General features: G+C 69.0%; 19 protein-coding genes and 1 riboswitch. Of the genes, 4 read left to right on the top strand and 15 right to left on the bottom strand.

All coding sequences use genetic code 11. From position 1 onward, the window contains the following. Positions 1–97 precede the first annotated feature (97 nt). Positions 98–1,309 carry an arginine deiminase gene (locus E0H73_RS31555; RefSeq protein WP_131362440.1) on the top strand — a complete coding sequence of 404 codons (1,212 nt, stop codon included), beginning with the start codon at positions 98–100 and terminating at the stop codon, positions 1,307–1,309. Between the two features lie 163 nt (positions 1,310–1,472). Here E0H73_RS31555 and E0H73_RS31550 read toward each other — a convergent pair whose 3' ends face one another. From E0H73_RS31550 to E0H73_RS31540, 3 genes are all read right to left on the bottom strand, one after another. Next, positions 1,473–2,441 carry a DUF5926 family protein gene (locus E0H73_RS31550; protein ID WP_131362438.1) on the bottom strand — a complete coding sequence of 323 codons (969 nt, stop codon included), beginning with the start codon at positions 2,439–2,441 and terminating at the stop codon, positions 1,473–1,475. Between the two features lie 225 nt (positions 2,442–2,666). After that, positions 2,667–3,083: an ATP-binding protein gene (locus E0H73_RS31545; RefSeq protein ID WP_131362436.1), complete on the bottom strand. Its 417-nt coding sequence runs from the start codon at positions 3,081–3,083 to the stop codon at positions 2,667–2,669. A 218-nt stretch (positions 3,084–3,301) separates the two neighbouring features. Continuing rightward, positions 3,302–4,162, bottom strand: a complete 861-nt coding sequence (locus E0H73_RS31540) for a glycerophosphodiester phosphodiesterase (RefSeq protein ID WP_131362434.1) — start codon at positions 4,160–4,162, stop codon at positions 3,302–3,304. Positions 4,163–4,292: 130 nt separating this feature from the next. Between E0H73_RS31540 and E0H73_RS31535 the strand changes: the two genes are divergently transcribed. Further along, positions 4,293–5,270 carry a zinc-binding alcohol dehydrogenase family protein gene (locus tag E0H73_RS31535; protein ID WP_202867647.1) on the top strand — a complete coding sequence of 326 codons (978 nt, stop codon included), beginning with the start codon at positions 4,293–4,295 and terminating at the stop codon, positions 5,268–5,270. 39 nt (positions 5,271–5,309) lie between these two features. Here the strand turns inward: E0H73_RS31535 and E0H73_RS31530 are convergent, their stop codons facing one another. Genes E0H73_RS31530 through E0H73_RS31510 form a run of 5 tightly spaced genes read right to left on the bottom strand, consistent with a single transcriptional unit; the run spans position 5,310 to position 9,756 of the window. After that, a complete protein-coding gene (locus tag E0H73_RS31530; protein WP_238164396.1) occupies positions 5,310–6,635 on the bottom strand; it encodes an LLM class flavin-dependent oxidoreductase in 1,326 nt (441 codons plus the stop codon). Then, positions 6,632–7,348 (bottom strand): ABC transporter ATP-binding protein, encoded by a 717-nt coding sequence (locus tag E0H73_RS31525; protein WP_131362430.1) that lies wholly within the window; start codon positions 7,346–7,348, stop codon positions 6,632–6,634. The genes E0H73_RS31530 and E0H73_RS31525 overlap by 4 nt, the downstream gene beginning before the upstream one ends. Further along, positions 7,324–8,160, bottom strand: a complete 837-nt coding sequence (locus tag E0H73_RS31520) for an ABC transporter permease (RefSeq protein WP_131362428.1) — start codon at positions 8,158–8,160, stop codon at positions 7,324–7,326. Before E0H73_RS31520 ends, E0H73_RS31525 begins: the two co-directional genes overlap by 25 nt. Then, positions 8,157–9,206 carry an ABC transporter substrate-binding protein gene (locus E0H73_RS31515; protein ID WP_131362426.1) on the bottom strand — a complete coding sequence of 350 codons (1,050 nt, stop codon included), beginning with the start codon at positions 9,204–9,206 and terminating at the stop codon, positions 8,157–8,159. The genes E0H73_RS31520 and E0H73_RS31515 overlap by 4 nt, the downstream gene beginning before the upstream one ends. Beyond that, positions 9,199–9,756, bottom strand: a complete 558-nt coding sequence (locus E0H73_RS31510; protein ID WP_131362424.1) for a flavin reductase family protein — start codon at positions 9,754–9,756, stop codon at positions 9,199–9,201. The genes E0H73_RS31515 and E0H73_RS31510 overlap by 8 nt, the downstream gene beginning before the upstream one ends. A gap of 303 nt (positions 9,757–10,059) precedes the next feature. On the opposite strand from E0H73_RS31510, the gene E0H73_RS31505 reads away from it, so the two are divergent. Beyond that, entirely contained in the window at positions 10,060–10,551 is a 492-nt protein-coding gene (locus tag E0H73_RS31505) for an RNA polymerase sigma factor (protein ID WP_131362422.1), read from the top strand. After that, complete coding sequence (locus E0H73_RS31500; RefSeq protein WP_131362420.1) at positions 10,548–11,114, top strand: methylated-DNA--[protein]-cysteine S-methyltransferase; 567 nt, start codon at positions 10,548–10,550, stop codon at positions 11,112–11,114. Before E0H73_RS31505 ends, E0H73_RS31500 begins: the two co-directional genes overlap by 4 nt. A 124-nt stretch (positions 11,115–11,238) precedes the next feature. Here the strand turns inward: E0H73_RS31500 and E0H73_RS31495 are convergent, their stop codons facing one another. The 7 genes from E0H73_RS31495 to E0H73_RS31465 all read right to left on the bottom strand — a co-directional run bounded on the left by E0H73_RS31495 (position 11,239) and on the right by E0H73_RS31465 (position 17,867). Then, complete coding sequence (locus E0H73_RS31495; protein ID WP_131362418.1) at positions 11,239–11,919, bottom strand: class I SAM-dependent methyltransferase; 681 nt, start codon at positions 11,917–11,919, stop codon at positions 11,239–11,241. A 27-nt stretch (positions 11,920–11,946) separates the two neighbouring features. Beyond that, the gene (locus E0H73_RS31490) at positions 11,947–13,275 is read right to left on the bottom strand and encodes a purine-cytosine permease family protein (protein ID WP_131362416.1); all 1,329 of its coding nucleotides are present in this window, start codon (positions 13,273–13,275) and stop codon (positions 11,947–11,949) included. Continuing rightward, positions 13,269–13,392: riboswitch (TPP riboswitch) on the bottom strand. It overlaps the preceding gene by 7 nt. A 20-nt stretch (positions 13,393–13,412) precedes the next feature. Next, on the bottom strand, positions 13,413–14,075 hold the full coding sequence (locus E0H73_RS31485) for an alpha/beta fold hydrolase (protein ID WP_131362414.1): 663 nt from the start codon (positions 14,073–14,075) through the stop codon (positions 13,413–13,415). Next, positions 14,072–14,899 (bottom strand): hypothetical protein, encoded by an 828-nt coding sequence (locus E0H73_RS31480; protein WP_131362412.1) that lies wholly within the window; start codon positions 14,897–14,899, stop codon positions 14,072–14,074. Before E0H73_RS31480 ends, E0H73_RS31485 begins: the two co-directional genes overlap by 4 nt. A 40-nt stretch (positions 14,900–14,939) precedes the next feature. After that, on the bottom strand, positions 14,940–15,794 hold the full coding sequence (locus E0H73_RS31475) for a DUF3152 domain-containing protein (protein ID WP_131362410.1): 855 nt from the start codon (positions 15,792–15,794) through the stop codon (positions 14,940–14,942). Positions 15,795–15,986: 192 nt separating this feature from the next. After that, on the bottom strand, positions 15,987–17,180 hold the full coding sequence (locus tag E0H73_RS31470) for an ATP-binding protein (RefSeq protein ID WP_131362408.1): 1,194 nt from the start codon (positions 17,178–17,180) through the stop codon (positions 15,987–15,989). Between the two features lie 108 nt (positions 17,181–17,288). Continuing rightward, complete coding sequence (locus tag E0H73_RS31465) at positions 17,289–17,867, bottom strand: class I SAM-dependent methyltransferase (RefSeq protein WP_131362406.1); 579 nt, start codon at positions 17,865–17,867, stop codon at positions 17,289–17,291. Positions 17,868–17,917 lie beyond the last annotated feature (50 nt).

Raw genomic sequence — 17,917 nt, 5'->3', positions numbered from 1 at the left:
GATATTGTCGGACAATCTGACAGATCACCTGACACCCAGGCGCTCGGGGCGTGGCTGCCGTAGCGTGGTTGGAACGACCGGACGAAAGGGGAGGCCCATGACCGAGGCGCAGGGAGCCGGCAGGGCGTACGGCGTCGACAGTGAGGTCGGTCCGCTCCGGACGGTGATGCTGCACCGCCCGGGGAACGAACTCCGCCGGCTGACCCCACGCAACAACGACAAGCTGCTGTTCGACGGCATCCCCTGGGTCGGCCGGGCGCAGGAGGAACACGACGCCTTCGCCCAGGCGCTGCGGGACCGCAACGTCGAGGTGCTGTACCTCGGCGAGCTGCTGACCGAGGCGCTCGGTGACCCTGAGGCCCGCGCCCGTGCGGTGAAGGGCACCACCGAGGACCTCCGGCTGGGCGACACCCTGCGTGACTACCTGCGCTCGTCACTCGCCGACCTCGATCCGGCCCGGCTCGCGGAGGCCCTGATGGCCGGCGTACGGAACGACGAGGTCCGGGCCGGCGGGCTGGTGACGTCCCTGCTGGCGCACGAGGACTTCCTGATCGACCCGCTGCCGAACCTGCTCTTCACCCGCGACTCCAGCGTCTGGATCCAGGACTCGGTCGCGGTCACCTCGCTGGCGATGCCGGCCCGGATGCGCGAGACGCAGCTGACCGAGCTGATCTACGGCTTCCACCCGCGCTTCACCGGCGCCGACAAGGTGTACGACCACCAGCTCGAGCACGTCGAGGGCGGCGACGTCCTGGCGCTCGGCCCCGGCGTACTGGCCGTCGGAGTCGGCGAGCGTACGACGCCTGCCGGTGTCGAGCGGCTGGCCCGGCGGGTGTTCGCCAAGGGCCTGGCCCACACCGTGCTCGCCGTACCGATCGCGCAGCAGCGGGCGACCATGCACCTCGACACCGTGTGCACGATGGTCGACGTCGACGCGGTACTGATGTATCCGAACATGGCCGAGGAGATGCGTGCGCTCGCGGTGACCACCGACGGCGACCAGCTGCACGTCGCCGAGCCGGAGCCGTTCCTGGTGGCCGCGGCGAAGGCGCTCGGCATCGACACGCTGCGCCGGATCGATACCGGTCTGGACCCGGTGACTGCCGAACGCGAGCAGTGGGACGACGGCAACAACACCCTCGCGCTGGCGCCGCGGGTCTGCATCGCCTACGAACGGACGGTGGAGACGAACGCGCGCCTGGAGGAGTCGGGGATCGACGTCATCCGGATCTCCGGGTCCGAGCTCGGCTCCGGCCGCGGTGGACCCCGCTGTATGTCGTGTCCGGTACTGCGCGCACCGGTCAAGTAAGCCCTACGACACGCGCAGTGAAATCGGGGCTTGTGGCGGACGACCGATCTGAGTACTCTTCATGCCTAGGCCCAGGCCCTGTTGCTCCCCCGTCAGCAGGACTTGGGCCGTCCACGTTCTCCAGCCGAACGCCCGGGTGCGGTGCACCCGGGCGTTTCGCATGTCAGCGGATGGTCAGCTGACGACTGGCCAGACCGGCCCGCGCAGCGCGCTCCTCGGTGGTGAGCGGAGCCTCGGTGGCGAGCGCCTTCTCGAGCGCCGCGGAGAACTCGGCCGCCGGCTTCTCGACGTCGGCCGCCTCCGCGTCCGCCGGGAGCTCCCAGACCGGCGCCAGCACGCCCAGAGCCCGGAACGAGCCGATCAAACGGCTGCCCTCGATCAGCGCCGACGAGCCGGCCGCGTGCAGCCGAGCCAGCGCGTTCAGCAGAGTGTCCTCGCTGTGCGGCATCACCCACCGCAGGTAGCGGCGGTCGCCGATCTGCGTCCAGTACGCCGCATCGACCGACTCCAACCGCACCGTCGGGGCTGCGGCCGCGTTGGCGCGCTCCAGGCCCGCAGCGACCTCGCCAGTCGGGTCCTCGACGTTCTCACCGACCCAGTAGTCGAAGCCCTCGTGCACCTTCACCTCGATCGGCTTCGAGGTGTCGATCAGGTCCTGCAGCCGGGGACCGTCCTTCATCAGGTCGCCGAGCTGGATCGGGTTGCCCGGTTCGGTAGTCAGTGCGGCGGTGATCGCGTGGCCGAGGTCGCGGCTCGGGTCGCCCGACGACGCGTGCGTCTGCAGGCCGATCCAGATCGACTCGTCGTCGCGGACCAGGCCCGGCATCGCCATCGGCAGCAGGGTGACCAGGTTGACCACCGTGCCGGCGTGCTCACCGGTCAGCTCGACCTCCGCCGTACCCGAGGGAACGATCTCGCGGAAGGCGATCAGGTCGCACTCGGCCGGCAGGCCCTCGAACGGCCGCACCACGAAGGTGTCAGCGGCCTGAGCCCGCTCCTTGCCGTGGCACTGCTTGAACCGCTTGCCCGAACCACACGGGCAGGGCTCCCGCGGACCGACGTCGACCAGATCGGCCGGGTCCAGCGTGACGGTCGTCGTGTTCTTCGTGCGCTGCCGCGACTTCTTTCCCATGGGCGCAGTCTTGCAGCCCACCGCACCCCGCGGCCAACCAGCTCAGTGTCCTGAGTCGGAGGTGCGACGAGTGATTTCGGTGTTCAGGTGCGTGCATCGGGGTGCTTGAGCAGTGGCCTCGATGCGGAGCATCGTGGGCGCTGGGCAAGTGCCGCGAGGTGCGTGCCTGGGCGCCGAAAGCGCCGCCGCACTTCCGACTCAGGACACTAGGTCCGGGGTGCCGGCTCAGTTCGGGATGATGGCGTGGACGGTCCGGTGGGTGGCGGCGGTCCGCACGTCCCAGGTCGAGGTGAGCATCTCGACGATGGCCAGGCCCCGGCCGCCGATCGATTCCGGATGGGTGTCGCTGATGCGCTGCGGCTCGGTGTCGCCGCGACCGTCGGTGACCTCGACGTGGATCCCTGACCTGTCGATCCACCACGCCGCGCGCACCTCACCGGCCGGCAGCGCAGGCGCGTACCGGATGGCGTTGGAGAGCAGTTCGGACAGCACGAGCTGCGCGTCGTCGGACGCGGGCTCGGTGATCCGGTACCGCTTCAGATAGGCGGCCAGACGGCGACGGGCATCCGCTACCGCGGACACTTCATGCGGCAGTACGACGTCCACGACGCTAACGTCGGCAGGCAGGGTCGCAGAGGACAAGCAGGGTCTCCTCGTTCATCGGAACAGCCATACGAACATCTGCCCAGCTTCCGGCCCCGGAAAACACCCGCATGCATTCCGTTACATTCCCCCGGCGTAGATCACAGGTTTTGCCAGGAAACCGAGACGAAATCGACAGAATTGAACGTTGCAATAACGGGCCGCATTCATCCCGCTACGTATCCACACCACTCTTCAATCCGAAGTGGCAGGACGTCCTAAGTGTGACGGCGGGGGCGTCTCCGGGGCGGATATGTAACAGTCGGGACCGGTGCGGTCGGGGGTTCCGCGAGGGTCTTGAGGGCGGCTTCGGGGCGGTCGGTGATGATCGCGTCGACGCCGATATCGCGGCAGTGGCGGACGTCCGCGTCGGCGTTCACGGTCCAGACGTGGACCTGATGGCCGTGTTTGTGCGCCCGGTCGACGTACTCCGGGTGGGCGGTGACGATCTCCAGACTGGGTCCGGCGTACGAGACTCCGGTCGGCAAGGAGCCGTCGCGGAACCGGAGCGGGACCCGGTCCATCAGCAGCACGGTGCGGAGGCCGGGCGCAATCGTGCGCATCCGGCGCAGCGACAGCCAGGAGAAGCTCATCACGCGGACGGGAGACTCGGTACCCACCTTCGGGTGCGCCCAGCCGTAGCGGTCGAGCGCCTCGATCAGCCGGCGTTCGACCAGGCCGGCGTACCGGGTCGGGTGCTTGGTCTCGATCGCCAGCTCGAGCGGCCGGCCCGCGTCCCGGACAACGGACAGCAGCGTGTCCAGGGTGAGGACCTTGCGCAGATCCGGGTCCGGCAGGTCGGCGTCCTCGTCGAGGTCCGCCCACGGGTTCTTCCAGGAACCCCAGTCGAACGACTCGAGCTCCTCGAGGCTCATCGTCGAGAGCACACCGCGGCCGTTGGAGGTGCGTTCGATCCGGCGGTCGTGGACGCAGACCAGATGTCCGTCGGCGGTGAGCCGGACGTCGCACTCGAGTCCGTCGGCTCCCGCCGCGACCGCCTGGCGGTACGCCGCCAGCGTGTGCTCGGGACTGACATCACTCGCGCCACGGTGGGCCACCACCAGGGGGCGTTTCGCCATGGAAGAAACTTTGTCACGCCTTCCGGAGAGGACGTCACGCAGGCTCGCCGGTGCGTTGGAAAACGGTTTCTTGTTAACCACTACATTCACCGGCACGGCTCTGTCGGACCCTCGGGAGAGGATGACCGGCATGGAGATGCGGGCGATCGTGCTGGACGGGCCGGGCGAGCCGGAGGACCTGCGGGTGCGGCGGGTGCCGGTCCCCGATCCGGAGCCGGGATGGGTCCGGATCAAGGTCGAGGCGTTCGGGCTGAACCGGTCGGAGTACCACCTGCGGGCCGGGCTGGCGACGAACGCCCGGTTCCCCGTGATCCCGGGCATCGAGGCGACCGGGACGGTCGACGCGGCGCCGGGCGGTGAGTTCGCGCCGGGGCAGCAGGTGGTCGCGATGATGGGCGGGATGGGCCGCGAGTTCGACGGCGGGTACGCCGAGTACACCGTCGTACCGGCGGCCTGCGTCATCCCGGTGCGCACCGGGCTTGACTGGGCGACCCTAGGCGCGCTGCCGGAGATGCTGCAGACCGCGCACGGCTCGCTGCACACCGGCCTCGCGATCGAGCCCGGTCAGACGGTGCTCATCAGGGGAGGTACGTCGTCGGTCGGGGTGGCCGCGGCCGTGCTGGCCAAGGAGCACGGGCTGACGGTCTTCTCGACCACCCGGAGTCCGGAGCGGACCGCCGTGCTGCGGGATCTCGGAGTGGACCACCCGATCGTTGATGACGGCAACGTTGCGGAGAAGGTCCGGGAAATCCTGCCGGGCGGCGTGAATGCGGCCCTCGAACTCGTCGGCACGAATGTCCTGCCGGACACCCTGAAGGCGACCGCCGTCCACGGCACGGTCTGTTTCACCGGAATGCTCAGCGACCACTGGACGATCCCGGATTTCTACCCGATCGGCTATCTGCCCAACGGCGTTCGGTTGACCGCGTACGGCGGCGAGAGCACCGACCTGCCGGCGGAGACGTTCCAGCGGTACGTCGATCTGGTGGCCGAGGGCAAGCTCCCGATCCGGATCGACCGGGTCTTCGGGATGGACGAGATCGGCGCAGCGCACCGGATCATGCAGGATGGCCAAGCGGTCGGGAAGCTTGTCGTCCGGGTCGATTGACGGCGCCGGGCCCGCCACCTGGAGGGCCCGGCACCTGCTTCAGGCCGTTGCCTTCTGCAACAAGGCAGGGCGGGTCAGGCCGTAGTGATCGCGCAACGTCGTGCCGGCGTAGTCGGTGCGGAAGAGGTCCCGGGCCTGCAGGATCGGGATGACCTCGTCCACGAATGTGCTGAGGCCGGACGGGAGTACCGGCGGCATGATGTTGAAGCCGTCGGCGGCCCCCGCCTCGAACCAGTGCTGGATCGCGTCCGCGACCTGCTCCGGCGTACCGGTGAAGGTCCGGTGACCGCGCCCACCGCCGAGCCGGCCGATCAGTTCGCGAACGGTCAGCTTCTCGCGACGGGCCAGGGTGACGATCAGCGTGTAGCGGCTCTTCGCCCCCTCGATCTCGTCCTCGTCCGGCAGGTCGGCCGGGAGTTGCCGGTCGAGTGGCAGGTCCTCCGGCGCCACCCGCAGCGTCTTCGCCAACTGGGCCCGCGCGTACTCCGGCCGGATCAGCTCGTCCAGCTGACGCTCCAGCCGCTGCGCCTCCTCGACCGTGCCGCCGATCACCGGGACGATCCCGGGCAGGATCTTGATCGTCGCCGGGTCACGCCCCAGCACCGCCGTTCGCGCCTTCAGGTCGCTGTAGAACGCCTGCGCGTCCTCCAGGGTCTGCTGCGCGGTGAACACCGCCTCGGCGTACTGCGCGGCCAGCCCCCTCCCGTCCTCGGACGACCCTGCCTGCACGATCAATGGACGCCCTTGCGGAGACCGCGGCAGGTTGAGCGGGCCGCGGACCTGGAAGTGCCGCCCGACGTGATCGATCGGCACCACCCGGTCGTTGACCGCCCAGACACCCTCCTCCTTGTCCGCGATCGCCGCGTCGTCCTGCCACGAGTCCCACAGCTTGTAGGCGACCTCGAGGAACTCCGCCGCCCGCTCGTACCGTTGCGCGTGCGCCGGCTGCTCCGCGAGGTTGAAGTTCAGCGCCGCCTCCGGACCGGCCGTCGTCACCACGTTCCAGCCCGCGCGCCCACCACTCACGTGGTCCACGCTGGCGAACCGCCGCGCGAGGTTGAACGGATCGTTGTACGTCGTCGACGCCGTCGCGATCAACCCGATCCGAGACGTCACCGCGGCGAGCGCAGTCAGCAACACGGTCGGCTCCAGCGAACCGGCCGGCCGCCGGCCGACATCACCGATCAGCACCGGCGAGTCCGCGAAGAACACCGAGTCGAAACGCCCGCGCTCGGCGATCCGCGCCAGCTCCTGATAGTGCTCGACCGACGTGTTCGCGAACGGATTGCTCTCCGGCAACCGCCACGAGGCCTCGTGGTGCCCGGTACTCATCAGGAACGCGTTCAAATGCAACTGCCTGCTCACAACGAAACCCCCAAAGCGTCGAGTAGCCGTGCGCGAACGGCGGCGAATCCTGGATCGGCCGGGCTGCGCGGCGCGGCCAGTTCGATCTGTTCCTGGGCCACCAGCCGTCCCTGGTCGAGCACGATCACCCGGTCGGCCAGCACGATCGCCTCGTCGACGTCGTGCGTGACCAGCAGGACGGCCGGCTGGTGTGCCGCGCACAGCTTGCGCAGCAACGCGTGCATCTTCAGCCGAGTCAGCGCATCCAGCGCTCCGAACGGCTCGTCGGCCAGCAACAACTCCGGCTCGCGTACCAGCGATCGCGCCAGCGCGACCCGTTGCTGCTCGCCACCGGACAACTCGTTCGGCCAGGCGTTCTCGCGCCCGGCCAGCCCGACCTCGTCGAGACTCTGCCGGCCGCGTTCACCGGCACCGTTCAGCCCGAGTAGGACGTTGTCCAAGACTCTTGCCCACGGCAACAGCCTGGAGTCCTGGAAGACCACCGACACCTGAGCCGGGACGACGAGCTCCCCGGTGCCGGCGACATCCGAGTCCAGCCCGGCCAGTGCCCTCAGCAACGTGCTCTTGCCGGAGCCGCTCTTGCCCAGCAGGGCAACGAACTCACCTGGCGCGATGTCCAGGTCCACTCCGTCCAGCACCGCGCGCTCGTCGTACCGGCGGACGAGCCTGCGGACCTGGACCGCGGCGGTCAGGAGGCCAGCGTGCGGCGCCATGAAAGGGCCCTCCTTTGGATCAGGCGGACGGCGCCGTCGGACAGCAGGCCGAGGACGCCGTACAGGACGAGGCCGACGATGATGATGTCGGTCTGTCCGTACGTCCGGGCCAGCTCCATCATGTAGCCGATACCGCTGGTGGAGTTGATCTGCTCGACCACGACCAGCGACAGCCAGGCGCCGGTCACGGCGAACCGCAGGCCGAGCAGGAATCCGGGCAGAGCGCCCGGCAGTACGACGCGGCGGACGAAGTCCCACTGCGACAAGCCGACGGTCTGCGCGAGTTCGACGTACCGGCTGTCGATCGTGCGCAGCCCGTTGTGGGTGTGGATGTAGATCGGCACGAACACCCCGAGCAGGATGGTGACGATCTTCATCGACTCACCGATGCCGAGCCACAGGATCAACAGCGGCAGCAGGGCCAGCGACGGGATCGCTCGCTTGATCTGGATCGGCCCGTCGAGGAGTGCCTCGCCGACGCGCGACAGTCCGGACAGGAGCGCGAGGGCGACGCCCAGCACGATCCCGAGGCCGAGACCGATGAAGGCTCGCTGGGTAGAGGTCCAGAGGTTCGACTGCAGTCGTCCGTCGGCGATCAGGTCGCCGGCGGTGGTGACGACGGTCCACGGCGCCGACAGCACCCGCTGGTCGAGCAAGCCGGTGGCCGACCCGAGGCTCCACAGCACGAGGAGCAGAAGCGGTCCGAGTGCGGCGCCGAATCTGATCGGCTTCCCCGGTCCAAGCCGCCGGCGTCGTACGACGGGAGCGGTCTGCTCGGCCGTGCGTAGGCCAGGCAGCGTGGTGGCGCTCACTTGGCCACCCCCGCCTTGATCGCGTCCGCGGCGACGGTCTGGAAGCGCAGGTCGTAGAGATCCTTGGCCTGGATCACGTCGTTCCCGGTCTCCTTGGCAAGCAGGTCGATCGTCTCCTGCTGCCGTTCGATCGCACCGCTCCAGTCGGCACTGATGTCCGGGTGGCCGGCGTTGTCGACGAGCCACTGGCCGTCGGCCTCGGTCAACCCCTGATCTTTCACGTAGTACCCCTGGATCCACTCCTTCGGATGCGTGTCGATCCATTGCTGGGCGACGCCCCAGGCGGCGACGTACGCACGGATCGCGGCTGCCTTGCCCGGGTCCTCGAGCGACTCGGTCAGGACGTACAGGTGCCCGGCGTCGTCGCGCAGCCCGTGCGGGATCGTGCTCGCGCCGTCCTTGCCGTACTTGGCCAGGTACCGCTTGACCTGTACGCCGCCGATCGGGGCGACGTCGACCTGCTTCGCGGACAGGGCGTTGGAGTACACGTCACCCGTGCTGGGCAACTCGACCAGCTTCACGTCCTCCTTGGTGAGTCCGGCCTTCTTCAGCACCTTCAGCACCAGCGCGCCCTGCGCCTGACCGGGGCTGTAGGCAACCTTCTTCCCGCGCAGGTCGCCGAGCGTCTTCACGGTCACGCCAGGGGCGATGCCCAGCTGGTAGATCGGGTGATCGAGCGGGTCCTGCCGGAACTTCGACGCGACGATCTTCACGTGCAGCCCGGTCCAGGTCGCGTGGATCGGCGGGATCTCCGCCACCGAGCCGAGGTCGAGCGCGTGCGCCCGGAACGCCTCGGTGGTCTGCGGACCGCCGCTCAGGTTGGCGAACTGGACGTACTTCGACACCTTGTCGAACTGACCGGACAGCTTCAGCGCCACCTCGGTGGCCGGATCGCCGACGACGATCTTGGCGCCGTCCGGAACGGTCGTCGGCAGCGCGGCGTCCAGCGAGAGCGCCGCGCCACCGGCCTTCGCGGCACCACCGCACCCGGCCAGCAAGGTGACGAGGGCTGCGGCGAGTACGGCGTACTTGTGGGTCCTAAACATGGTGGGCCTTCGGGTTCGTGGCGGTGACGTAGCGGCCGTCGTGGTAGAGCAGCGGCTCGTGCTCACGTCGTTCGGTGTGGGTCGCGAGACGGGCGACGACCAGGCAGTGGTCGCCGACGGCGAAGCGGTGCTCGACCTGGGCGCGCAGGTAGCTCGGCGCCTCGTCGAGGACCGGCTCGCCGGTGTGCATGCGCGACCAGCGGGTCGGCTCGCCGAAGCGGTCGATGCCGCTGGTGGCGAACCGGCCGGCGATGGCGTGCTGGTCGGCGGACAGGAAGTTGATCACCACGCTGCCGGCGGTGCTGACGGTCGGCCAGCTGGACGCGGTGGTCGCGATCGCGAACGAGACCAACGGTGGCAGCAAGCTGACCGACACCAGTGAGGTGGCGGTGAACCCGGCCGGCCCGTGGCCGGCGTCCGCGGTGATCACAACGACACCGGCGGCGTGGCGACGGAAGACGGAGCGGTAGACGTCGGCGTCGACGATCCGCTCCTCGGTACGGTCGGGAACCACGGACAGGGCAGGACGGTTCAAGGCAGGAACAGACATGTCTCTCCCTCGGAAGCGGGACAGCGGCGACCGGCGGGCAGCACGAAGCGACCCGGCCGGGCGGAGTGTGGGAGGCGGATCAGCAGGCCTCGTACGGCGGGAGCACCGCCGGGACAACGGGGGCGGGGGTCACCGACAGGTGGCGCTCGCCGTCCGGAGCAGATCGATGACGCGACGGCGGGTCAGCAAGGTCGTCGTCATGTCAGTCATCTTCTCATCAATGTCTACCAAAGAACTCGACAATCTCGGGATCCGGACCGGCCTCCCTCACATCCGCGGGCCGGCATGCGTTCTACTGTCGTGATGGCTCCGGAGAAGGTCCTGCTGCCGCCGTTCCAGGCGCTCGTCGACGAGCACTGGAGGGATGTCGCGCGGCTGGCGCGAGCCCTGGCCGGACCGGTGGACGGCGACGACGTGGCCCAGCGCGCGTGGGAGAAGGCGTTCGCCGCCTACCCCGGCCTGTCGTCGGCGAAGAACCTGCGCAGCTGGCTCCTGACCATCACCGCCCGGTGCGCGACCGACCTGCACCGGGCGCGCAAACCACAACGACCCTTGGACGAAGCGCCGCCGGTCGCGGTCGAAGGCCCGGACGCCGCCGACTGGCCGGACCCGGACCTCTGGCAGGCGGTCAACGAGCTGCCCGAACGCCAGCGCTTCGCCATCACGCTGAAATATGTCGGCGACCTGGACCACCACGGCGTGGCCGCCGCCCTCGACACCACGCCCGCCGCATCGCGCCGGCTCGTCAGTGACGCGCTCGCGGCCTTGCGCAGCAAACTCGGAGTGAACGCATGAACGACCTCGAGAGCCGGCTGACCCGGTTCGCCATCCCAGACCTGAAACCACCCGTCCTTCCGGACGCCGACGTCGCCTACACCCTGCACGACACCCCGATCGGCACGATGCTGCTCGCGATCGCGAACGGCCGCGTGGTGGCCAGCTCCTTCGGCGACGAGGAGACGATGACCAACCGGCTGGCCCGCGCGGTCTCCCCGCGCGTCCTTCGCCAGCCCCGCGCACTGGACGACGTACGTCGGCAGCTGGACGAGTATCTGAACGGTCGCCGGCACGAGTTCGAGCTGGAGGTGGACCTCGCGCTCGCGACGCCGTTCCAGCGGCTCGTGCTGGCTGATCTGCCGCTGCACACCAGCTACGGCGCGACGACGACGTACGGGCAAGTCGCGGGGGAGATCCGCAAGCCGAAGGCGGCCCGTGCGGTCGGTACGGCGCTGGGCGCGAACCCGGTGTGCGTCGTACTGCCGTGCCACCGGGTGATCGGGGCCAGCGGTGCCCTCACCGGATACGCCGGCGGACTCGACGCGAAGCGTTTTCTGCTGAATCTTGAATCGAAAAGCTGAGTTTTCCGGAATCGCCGGAGCTGGATTTACACTCGGAAACAGAAAGGAGCAGATCCCCAGTGTGGAGTGGGGATCTGCTTCTTTGTTTTCCCTTGCCTGCAAGGGATGTGGATTACCTGACGAGTCAATCAGTTGTCGGTTGGTGGATCTCCAGGATGAGCCGGCGACGGCCGCCCCAGTCCCGCTTGTAGACCTTGTAGTTCTCAATTCCGGCGGCCGCACAGAGCCGGCCGTAGCTGATCTCGTCGTGGATGAAGTGCACGCTGCTGGTGCCGAAGTGCTCGGTGGTGACGATCCGGTGCTCGGGGCCCTGGCGCATGCCGTTGGCGATCTCGCCCGCGGTCGCCGGACCCCAGGCCGGTCCCTCGATGATCGCCATCCCGCCCGGCTTCAGCACTCGCGAGATCTCACAGATCGTCGACAGTTGCTCCTCCTCGCCGAACAGTTCGTGGAACGCCGTCCACAGGCAGATCACCGCGTCGAACGAGTCCCACTTGTACGGCAGGTCGGTCATCGAGCCGATCGCCCAGTCGATCGACAGTTCCTCCTTGGCCGCCTCGGCCCGGCCGGCCTCGATCAGGTTCGGGGAGATGTCGAGCGCGCGGACGGTCTTGCCGGCCCGGCGCAGCGGCAGCGCGACGCGGCCGTAGCCGCAGCACAGGTCGAGCACCGACTCGCGCTCCTCGAGCAACTCCTCGACGGCCTTGACGATCGCCGCGTCCCGCTCGGGCGTGGTACGCGCGGCCAGTCCTTCGGCCCCGAGTTCCGCGTACTCGGCCCGGCTACGCAGTGCGGAGTTCAGCATGACCGCAAGTATCCCGGTTACTCCGGGTCAGTTGTCCAGCGGCCGGCGCCCGATCCTGCCCAGCACCACCGCGGCCAGCATCGAGACCACGATCGAGGTGTACGTCGCCCCGAGCCAGGAGGGCACGGGTTGGTCGTTGAACACCCACTGCTGGACCTTGGTCCAGAACGGAGACCAGCCGGACACCGTGCCGGGGTTGACCAACTGGTACGAGACGAAGCCGATCAGCCAGGCGACGGCCGGTTGCCAGCGGAAGCGCGCCGTACCGGAGACGTCCCAGTTCATCTTGCTGACCACGAAGAAGTCGGCGATCGCCACCGCGAACAAGGGGATGAAGACCGAGCCGATCAGATAGAGGAACTGCGTGTAGTTGCCCAGGTCAACCAATAGCGCGAGGGCCGTCGCGATCACGCCGATGCCGACTGAGATCCACCGGCGGTCGACGTGACCGATCACGTTGTGCGTGGCCATCGTGGTCGAGTAGATGTTCGCGTAGGCCTCGTCGACCTCGTCCACCAGCAGGACGAGCAACGCGATCGCACCGGCCGGAAGCGTGACCAGCGCGGTGATCACGTCCTCGCTGTTGGTCTGCAAGGTGGCGACTGCGAAGACGCCCAAGGCGTAGTACGCGATCGCAGCCAGGCCGTAGCCGAGTGCGGAGCCGGCGAAGGCTGCCTTGTTCGTGCGCGAGTGCCGGGTGTAGTCGGCAGCCAGCGGCGCGAACGACACCACACCGGCGGCGGCCAGGTCGACGGCCGGCCAGAAGCCGAACACGCTGTCCTGCGGAAGACCGTGCACGGGCTTGCTGAGCACCTGCACGAACAAGTAGACCGACGCGATCAGGACCAGCCAGACCATGAACTTCCGCAGCAACTTCACGCTGCCGAGCGGTCGTACGGCCATCGCCGTGGCGATCACGCCCGCCACGAGGACGAAGAGCCAGCGATACCGCTCGCTTGTGACCGCGACCGCGGCCTGCGCGATGACGATGATCTCCATGGTTGCCCAGCCGACGTTCTGGGCGATGTTCAGTACGGTCGGCGCGATCGAACCCCGACGGCCGAACAGACCGCGCAGACTCGCCATCGCCGGTGCACCGGTCTGCGAGCCGAACACGGCCGCGCCGCCGAGCACGAGCGCACCGATCCCGCAGCCGACGACGACCGCGAGCAGACCCTGCGCGAGTGAGCCCGTGTACGCCGCCACCAGGGCACCGGTGACCGGGCCGAACAGTGAGATGCCGAAGTTCCCCCAGAGGGTGAACTGGTCCAGGAACCCGAGCGTGCGCGGAGAGTCCGTGGTGAGGACGAGTGGCGCCTCGGTCTGACTGGCAGGACGAACAGCAGTACTGGTCATGGTGACCCGCTCCCTACGCCGGCATTACCCGGTCAGGTTCAGGCGGTCGGCGACCCGGCTGTCCTCAGCTCGTCGCCCTCTCAGCCGCGTTCGGTGCGAGCTCCCGCAAGGATTGCTACCGCGTCAACCTTAACGCGTCAGACGGGATCCGGCGCGGCGGCCGCCCGCTGGATGAGAGCGGCCAGCTCCGGACCGTTGGTCACCACCGGCATGTGCGCGCCGGTCGGCAGGGTCCGGGCCTCACCGTGGCACAGCTCGGCCAGCCGCCCGACCCACTCGGCCGTGGACACCAGGTCGTGCCGGCCGCGCACGATCATCACCGGCACGAGCACCCGGCCGATGACGGAGGCCAGGTCGTGGTGCCTGGCCGCTTCGCCGGCGCGTGCGATCGTGGACAGCGTCGTACGGGCGTACTGCGGCGTGACGACCCGGATCAGCCGCGGCGACTCCGGTACGGCGGAACCCAGCCAGCGAGCTGCCAGGTCCACCCAGCTGGACGCCCGGATGTCCCCGGTCGGTGCGACCAGGACCAGGGCGTGGACCAGTTCGGGGAAGGCGATCGCGGTCTCGACCACGATCTGGCAGCTGGCCGAGTGGCCGACCAGGACCCCCCGCTCCCGGATCTTGTCCGCCAGCGCGGTTCCGAGAGCCTGCGGCCGCAGGTCCTCCCGAGCGCCGGCCGGTTCGCCGTACCCGGGCAGGCTGACCACGTGGTACGGCGTGGTGAGGTGCTCGACGGTGCGGTCGTACGAGGCCGGCCCGAGGCCGAGACCCGGGACCAGGACGACGGGGACGTTCACTCCCAGGGTGGCCGTTCCGGGCGGGCCTGGACGACCGGGTTGCCGAGCTCCGGTTTGAGCTCGCGGTAGCCGAGGGCGAAGCCGGCCGCGAGGATGAGCAGGCCGAGACCGCCCCAGCCGTACGCCGTGGGCAGCCGGTCCACCGAGTCGTCGATCGCGCCCATGCCGGTCGACAGGATCATGATCAGCCAGATCAGGATCGGGACCATCGAGACGGCGACGAGCAGCAGCCCGCCGAGCTCCATCGGATCCGGCTGACGGCCGGCCCTCCGGCGGGCGAGAACGTCGCGGCCCCACATCCAGAGCGCGACCGCGCCGACCAGGAGCAGCAGGAGTTGACCGATCGTGTCGATCACGTCCGTGCGTAGCGGGTGGTTGAGCGGTGAGCCCGGAGCTTGGGAGATCTCCCGGAGGGCGACCCGCTGGATCGAGATCACCAGCAGCCCGTAGACGCCGGCGATGATCGAGGCGGGCAGGACGACCCGGGCCGCGCGGGGATCGCGTGGCGCGACGGGTTGGTCCCGCCCGTACGTCGGCAGCTCACGCTGCTGCGGATGCGCGGGCGGACCGTACGGAGTACCGGGGCGGTAGCTCGGCGGCTGGTTGTACGACGGACCAGCGGCGGGGTCGGGCCCAGCGCCGTACTGGCCTGGTGGGGAGCTGTAGGGCTGGGGCGGGGCATAGTGGCCCTGCTCGGGAGGGCTCTGCGGTCCGGAGCCGAACGTGCCGCCGCCGTACGGGGCAGGTTTGGCGTAGTGGTGGTCCTCGCCGGACTGCTCGGGCTCATCGCCCCGGCCGTAGGTCGGGAAATCCTGTGACGACATCGCTGCTCCCTCCCCTCCGACTCAGCTTCTCACGGACGGCTCAGGTTGCCTTGATCGTGGGCCAGGCGTTCGGCAGGCAGCCGCCCAGGCCCTTGGTCTGCTGCATCATGACCGGCGCGGGGGTCTTCGCCTTGGTGCAGGTGGAGTGGCCGTGGCCGAGCGCGTGCCCGACCTCGTGGTTGACCAGGTAGTTCCGGTACAGGGCGACGTTCCCGCCGTACGCCGGGACTGCGTACAGCCACCGCTTGGCGTTCAGGACGACACGGTCGTCGACCCGGCAGGACACCTCGCCGCCGGTGTCGAGCGGCAGGCACAGCTTGTCGGTCAGGGTCGGCGTGGCCAGGATGATCCGGAGGTCGGCGTCGACCTTGTCGGTGCGCTCGAAGTTGACCGGGTGGAGCGCCTGCCAGCCGCGCGGATCGGTCAGCGTCTGGTGGATGATCGCGGCGACCGCGGCGCCGTTCAGCGTCACGCCCTGCTCGATCTCGACGCGATAGGTCAGCTTGTCCTTCACGCCGCTGGCCTTGGCGAACCCGGGCACGACCGCGAGCCGGCCGGTGGAGACGGTGACGTTCGGCTTCGAGCTCTTCGGCTTCCGGGTCAGACTCGGTGCCGGGCGCAACGGAGTGGTGAACTTCTGCGTCGGTGTGGCGATCGGGGCGCGTGCGGGAGTCGCCACCGGAGTCGAGGCGACCGGGGCGCTGGTGCCGGCAACGACCTCGGCCGCGAGGCTCCGCCGACCGGCGGCGTCTGGGTGCATGACCACCACGGTCCCGAGCACGGCCAACGCGGTCACTGAGAACCACTGCGCCTTGTGCGATTTCTTCCGGGTGTGACGGCCACCGCGCTTGCGGACGCGCGCGTCCGCCTGCTGGCCAGTCCGCCCGGTGGTCATGACGATTCACCCTACAGAGCCAGCACCACTCCACGAAAGGGCAGATTCATGACTTGCAACACCAATGATCCGAAGGCCCGGTGGCCGATCAGAGGTCGACGAACAGCCCGTCTCAGGTCGGTAACCCGCTGCTGTGCGCGCGAGCGTCTCCGGAGACGTCCAAGTAGCGTCCGCACTACTGTGCGGCGTACCTCAAGCGGTACGCGTGCGGAGGAACTTGCCGAAGTGGGGGACGGTGAAGGCTACGGTGCCGCGTTCGGCGGAGAAGACGAGGCCCTTCTTGATCAGGCCGTCGCGGGCCGGGGAGAGGGACTGGGGTTTGCGGTTGAGGGTGCTGGCGACCTCGGCGGTAGGGACCGAGCCGTCGTCGACGCCGATGCCGAGCTCGGCCATCGCGCGCATGTACTCGCGTTCGGCCGGGGTGGCGCGTTCGTAGCGGGAGCCGAAGAAGCCGACGGTGAGTTCGGCGGAGGCCTCCGGGCCCGCGACGGCGACGTCCTTGATCGTGATCGGTGAGGTCGGTGCGTGGTCCCAGGTGGCGTGCGCGAAGGCCTGGACGAAGTACGGATAGCCGTCGGTCTGGGCGTACAACTCGTCCAGCGCCTCGTCGTCGTACTGGACGCCCTCGCTCTCCGCCGGGATCATCAGCGCGCGGTCGCAGGCGTCGCGGGCGAGGCGATCGACGCGGATGTAGCGGAACAGCCGCTCGGAGTACGACTTGCTGGCGGACAGTACGGCGGGCAGATGCGGGAGGCCGGCGCCGACGACGACCAGCGGCGCGCTCTGCTGGGAGATCTCGTGACAGGCGGCGCACAGCGCGGACAGGTCGTCGGGACTGATGTCCTGCATCTCGTCGATGAACAGCCCGACGCCGACAGACAGATCGCCGGCCAGGTCCGCCGCGTCGGTGAACAACTCGATCAGGTCCATCTCGAGGTCACCGGAGTCCGCGCGGCCCTTCGCAGCGGCCACGTCGACCGGCGGATGCCAGCGGATGCCCTTGCGGTCGTTGGCGGCGGTGCGCAGCGCGAACGCCTTCAGTACGGCGCTGAAACTGTCGACCCGCTCGTCGTCACGGTGCCGGTGTCCCAGCTCGCGCATCGCGGTGTGCAACGCCTGCGCGATCGGGAGCCGGATGCTCTGGTCCGGCCGGGCCTCGATCTTCCCGGTACCCCAGGCGCGCTTGATCGCCTGGCTGCGCAAGGTGTTCAGCAACACGGTCTTACCGACGCCACGGAGTCCACTCAGCACGAGACTCCGCTCCGGCCTGCCTGCCGCGACCCGCTCGAGGACCACCTCGAACTGCCGCACCTCGATGTCGCGTCCGGCCAGCTCAGGCGGCCGCTGACCGGCGCCGGGCGCATAGGGATTCCGGATCGGATCCATGCTTTCACTGTATGAGCGCGTCTAGCGTTTTCCTTAGATTTCGCTAGCAACGCCCAGAGCGTGTCGCGAGCGGTGTCTACAGCTTTCTAGCAATTCCGCTAGAAACTCCTAGACCCGCCTAGCCAGCACGTCGTACACGTGCCAGTGCTTGGGCCCGCTCATCGCGCGCCCGTCGTACTCCACCTCGTCGAGCCGCTCCACACTCCACCCCTCCAGCAACTCCTGGACCTCCGCGTCGTCCTGCGCGGAGATCTCCGGATCCGAAGCCCAGTCGTCCCGCACCCCGAGCAACTGCCCGGCGAACACCCCACCCGGCCGCATTGCCCGCGTCACCACCACCCAGGTCTCCGCAAAGTGTTCCGGCGGTGCGAAGAACAGACTGAAGCCCGCATAGACAAGGTCGGCGACCGGAGGCTGCGCATCCCACAGGTCGCTGCGTTCCAGCGTCAGACCTGGCCTGTCGCCTGCTCGGCGTGAGACCTCCGCGAGAGCAGCCGCACTCGAGTCGACGGCGTGGACCTGCCAGCCGCGATCGAGAAGGTCGAGGGTCTCGTTGCCGGCGCCGCAGCCGAGGTCGACCGCCGTACCGGGCTCGGCGAAGCAGGCGAGTGCGGCCTGGTGCAGTGGGCGGGGCGGACTGCCGGTGGTGAAGGCGATGTACGGCGCCCAGTCGGTGAAGTCGCGCATGTGGGGAGTCTTGCAGGCGGCTGGGCCCACGCGAGCACTATCGTCCTGTC

Origin of the sequence: Kribbella pittospori, from assembly GCF_004331465.1 — a bacterium.
In the GTDB taxonomy this organism is placed as follows: Bacteria; Actinomycetota; Actinomycetes; order Propionibacteriales; family Kribbellaceae; genus Kribbella; species Kribbella pittospori.
Note: the sequence above shows the minus strand (reverse complement) of the source record. Positions and strands in the feature narration are given on the sequence as shown.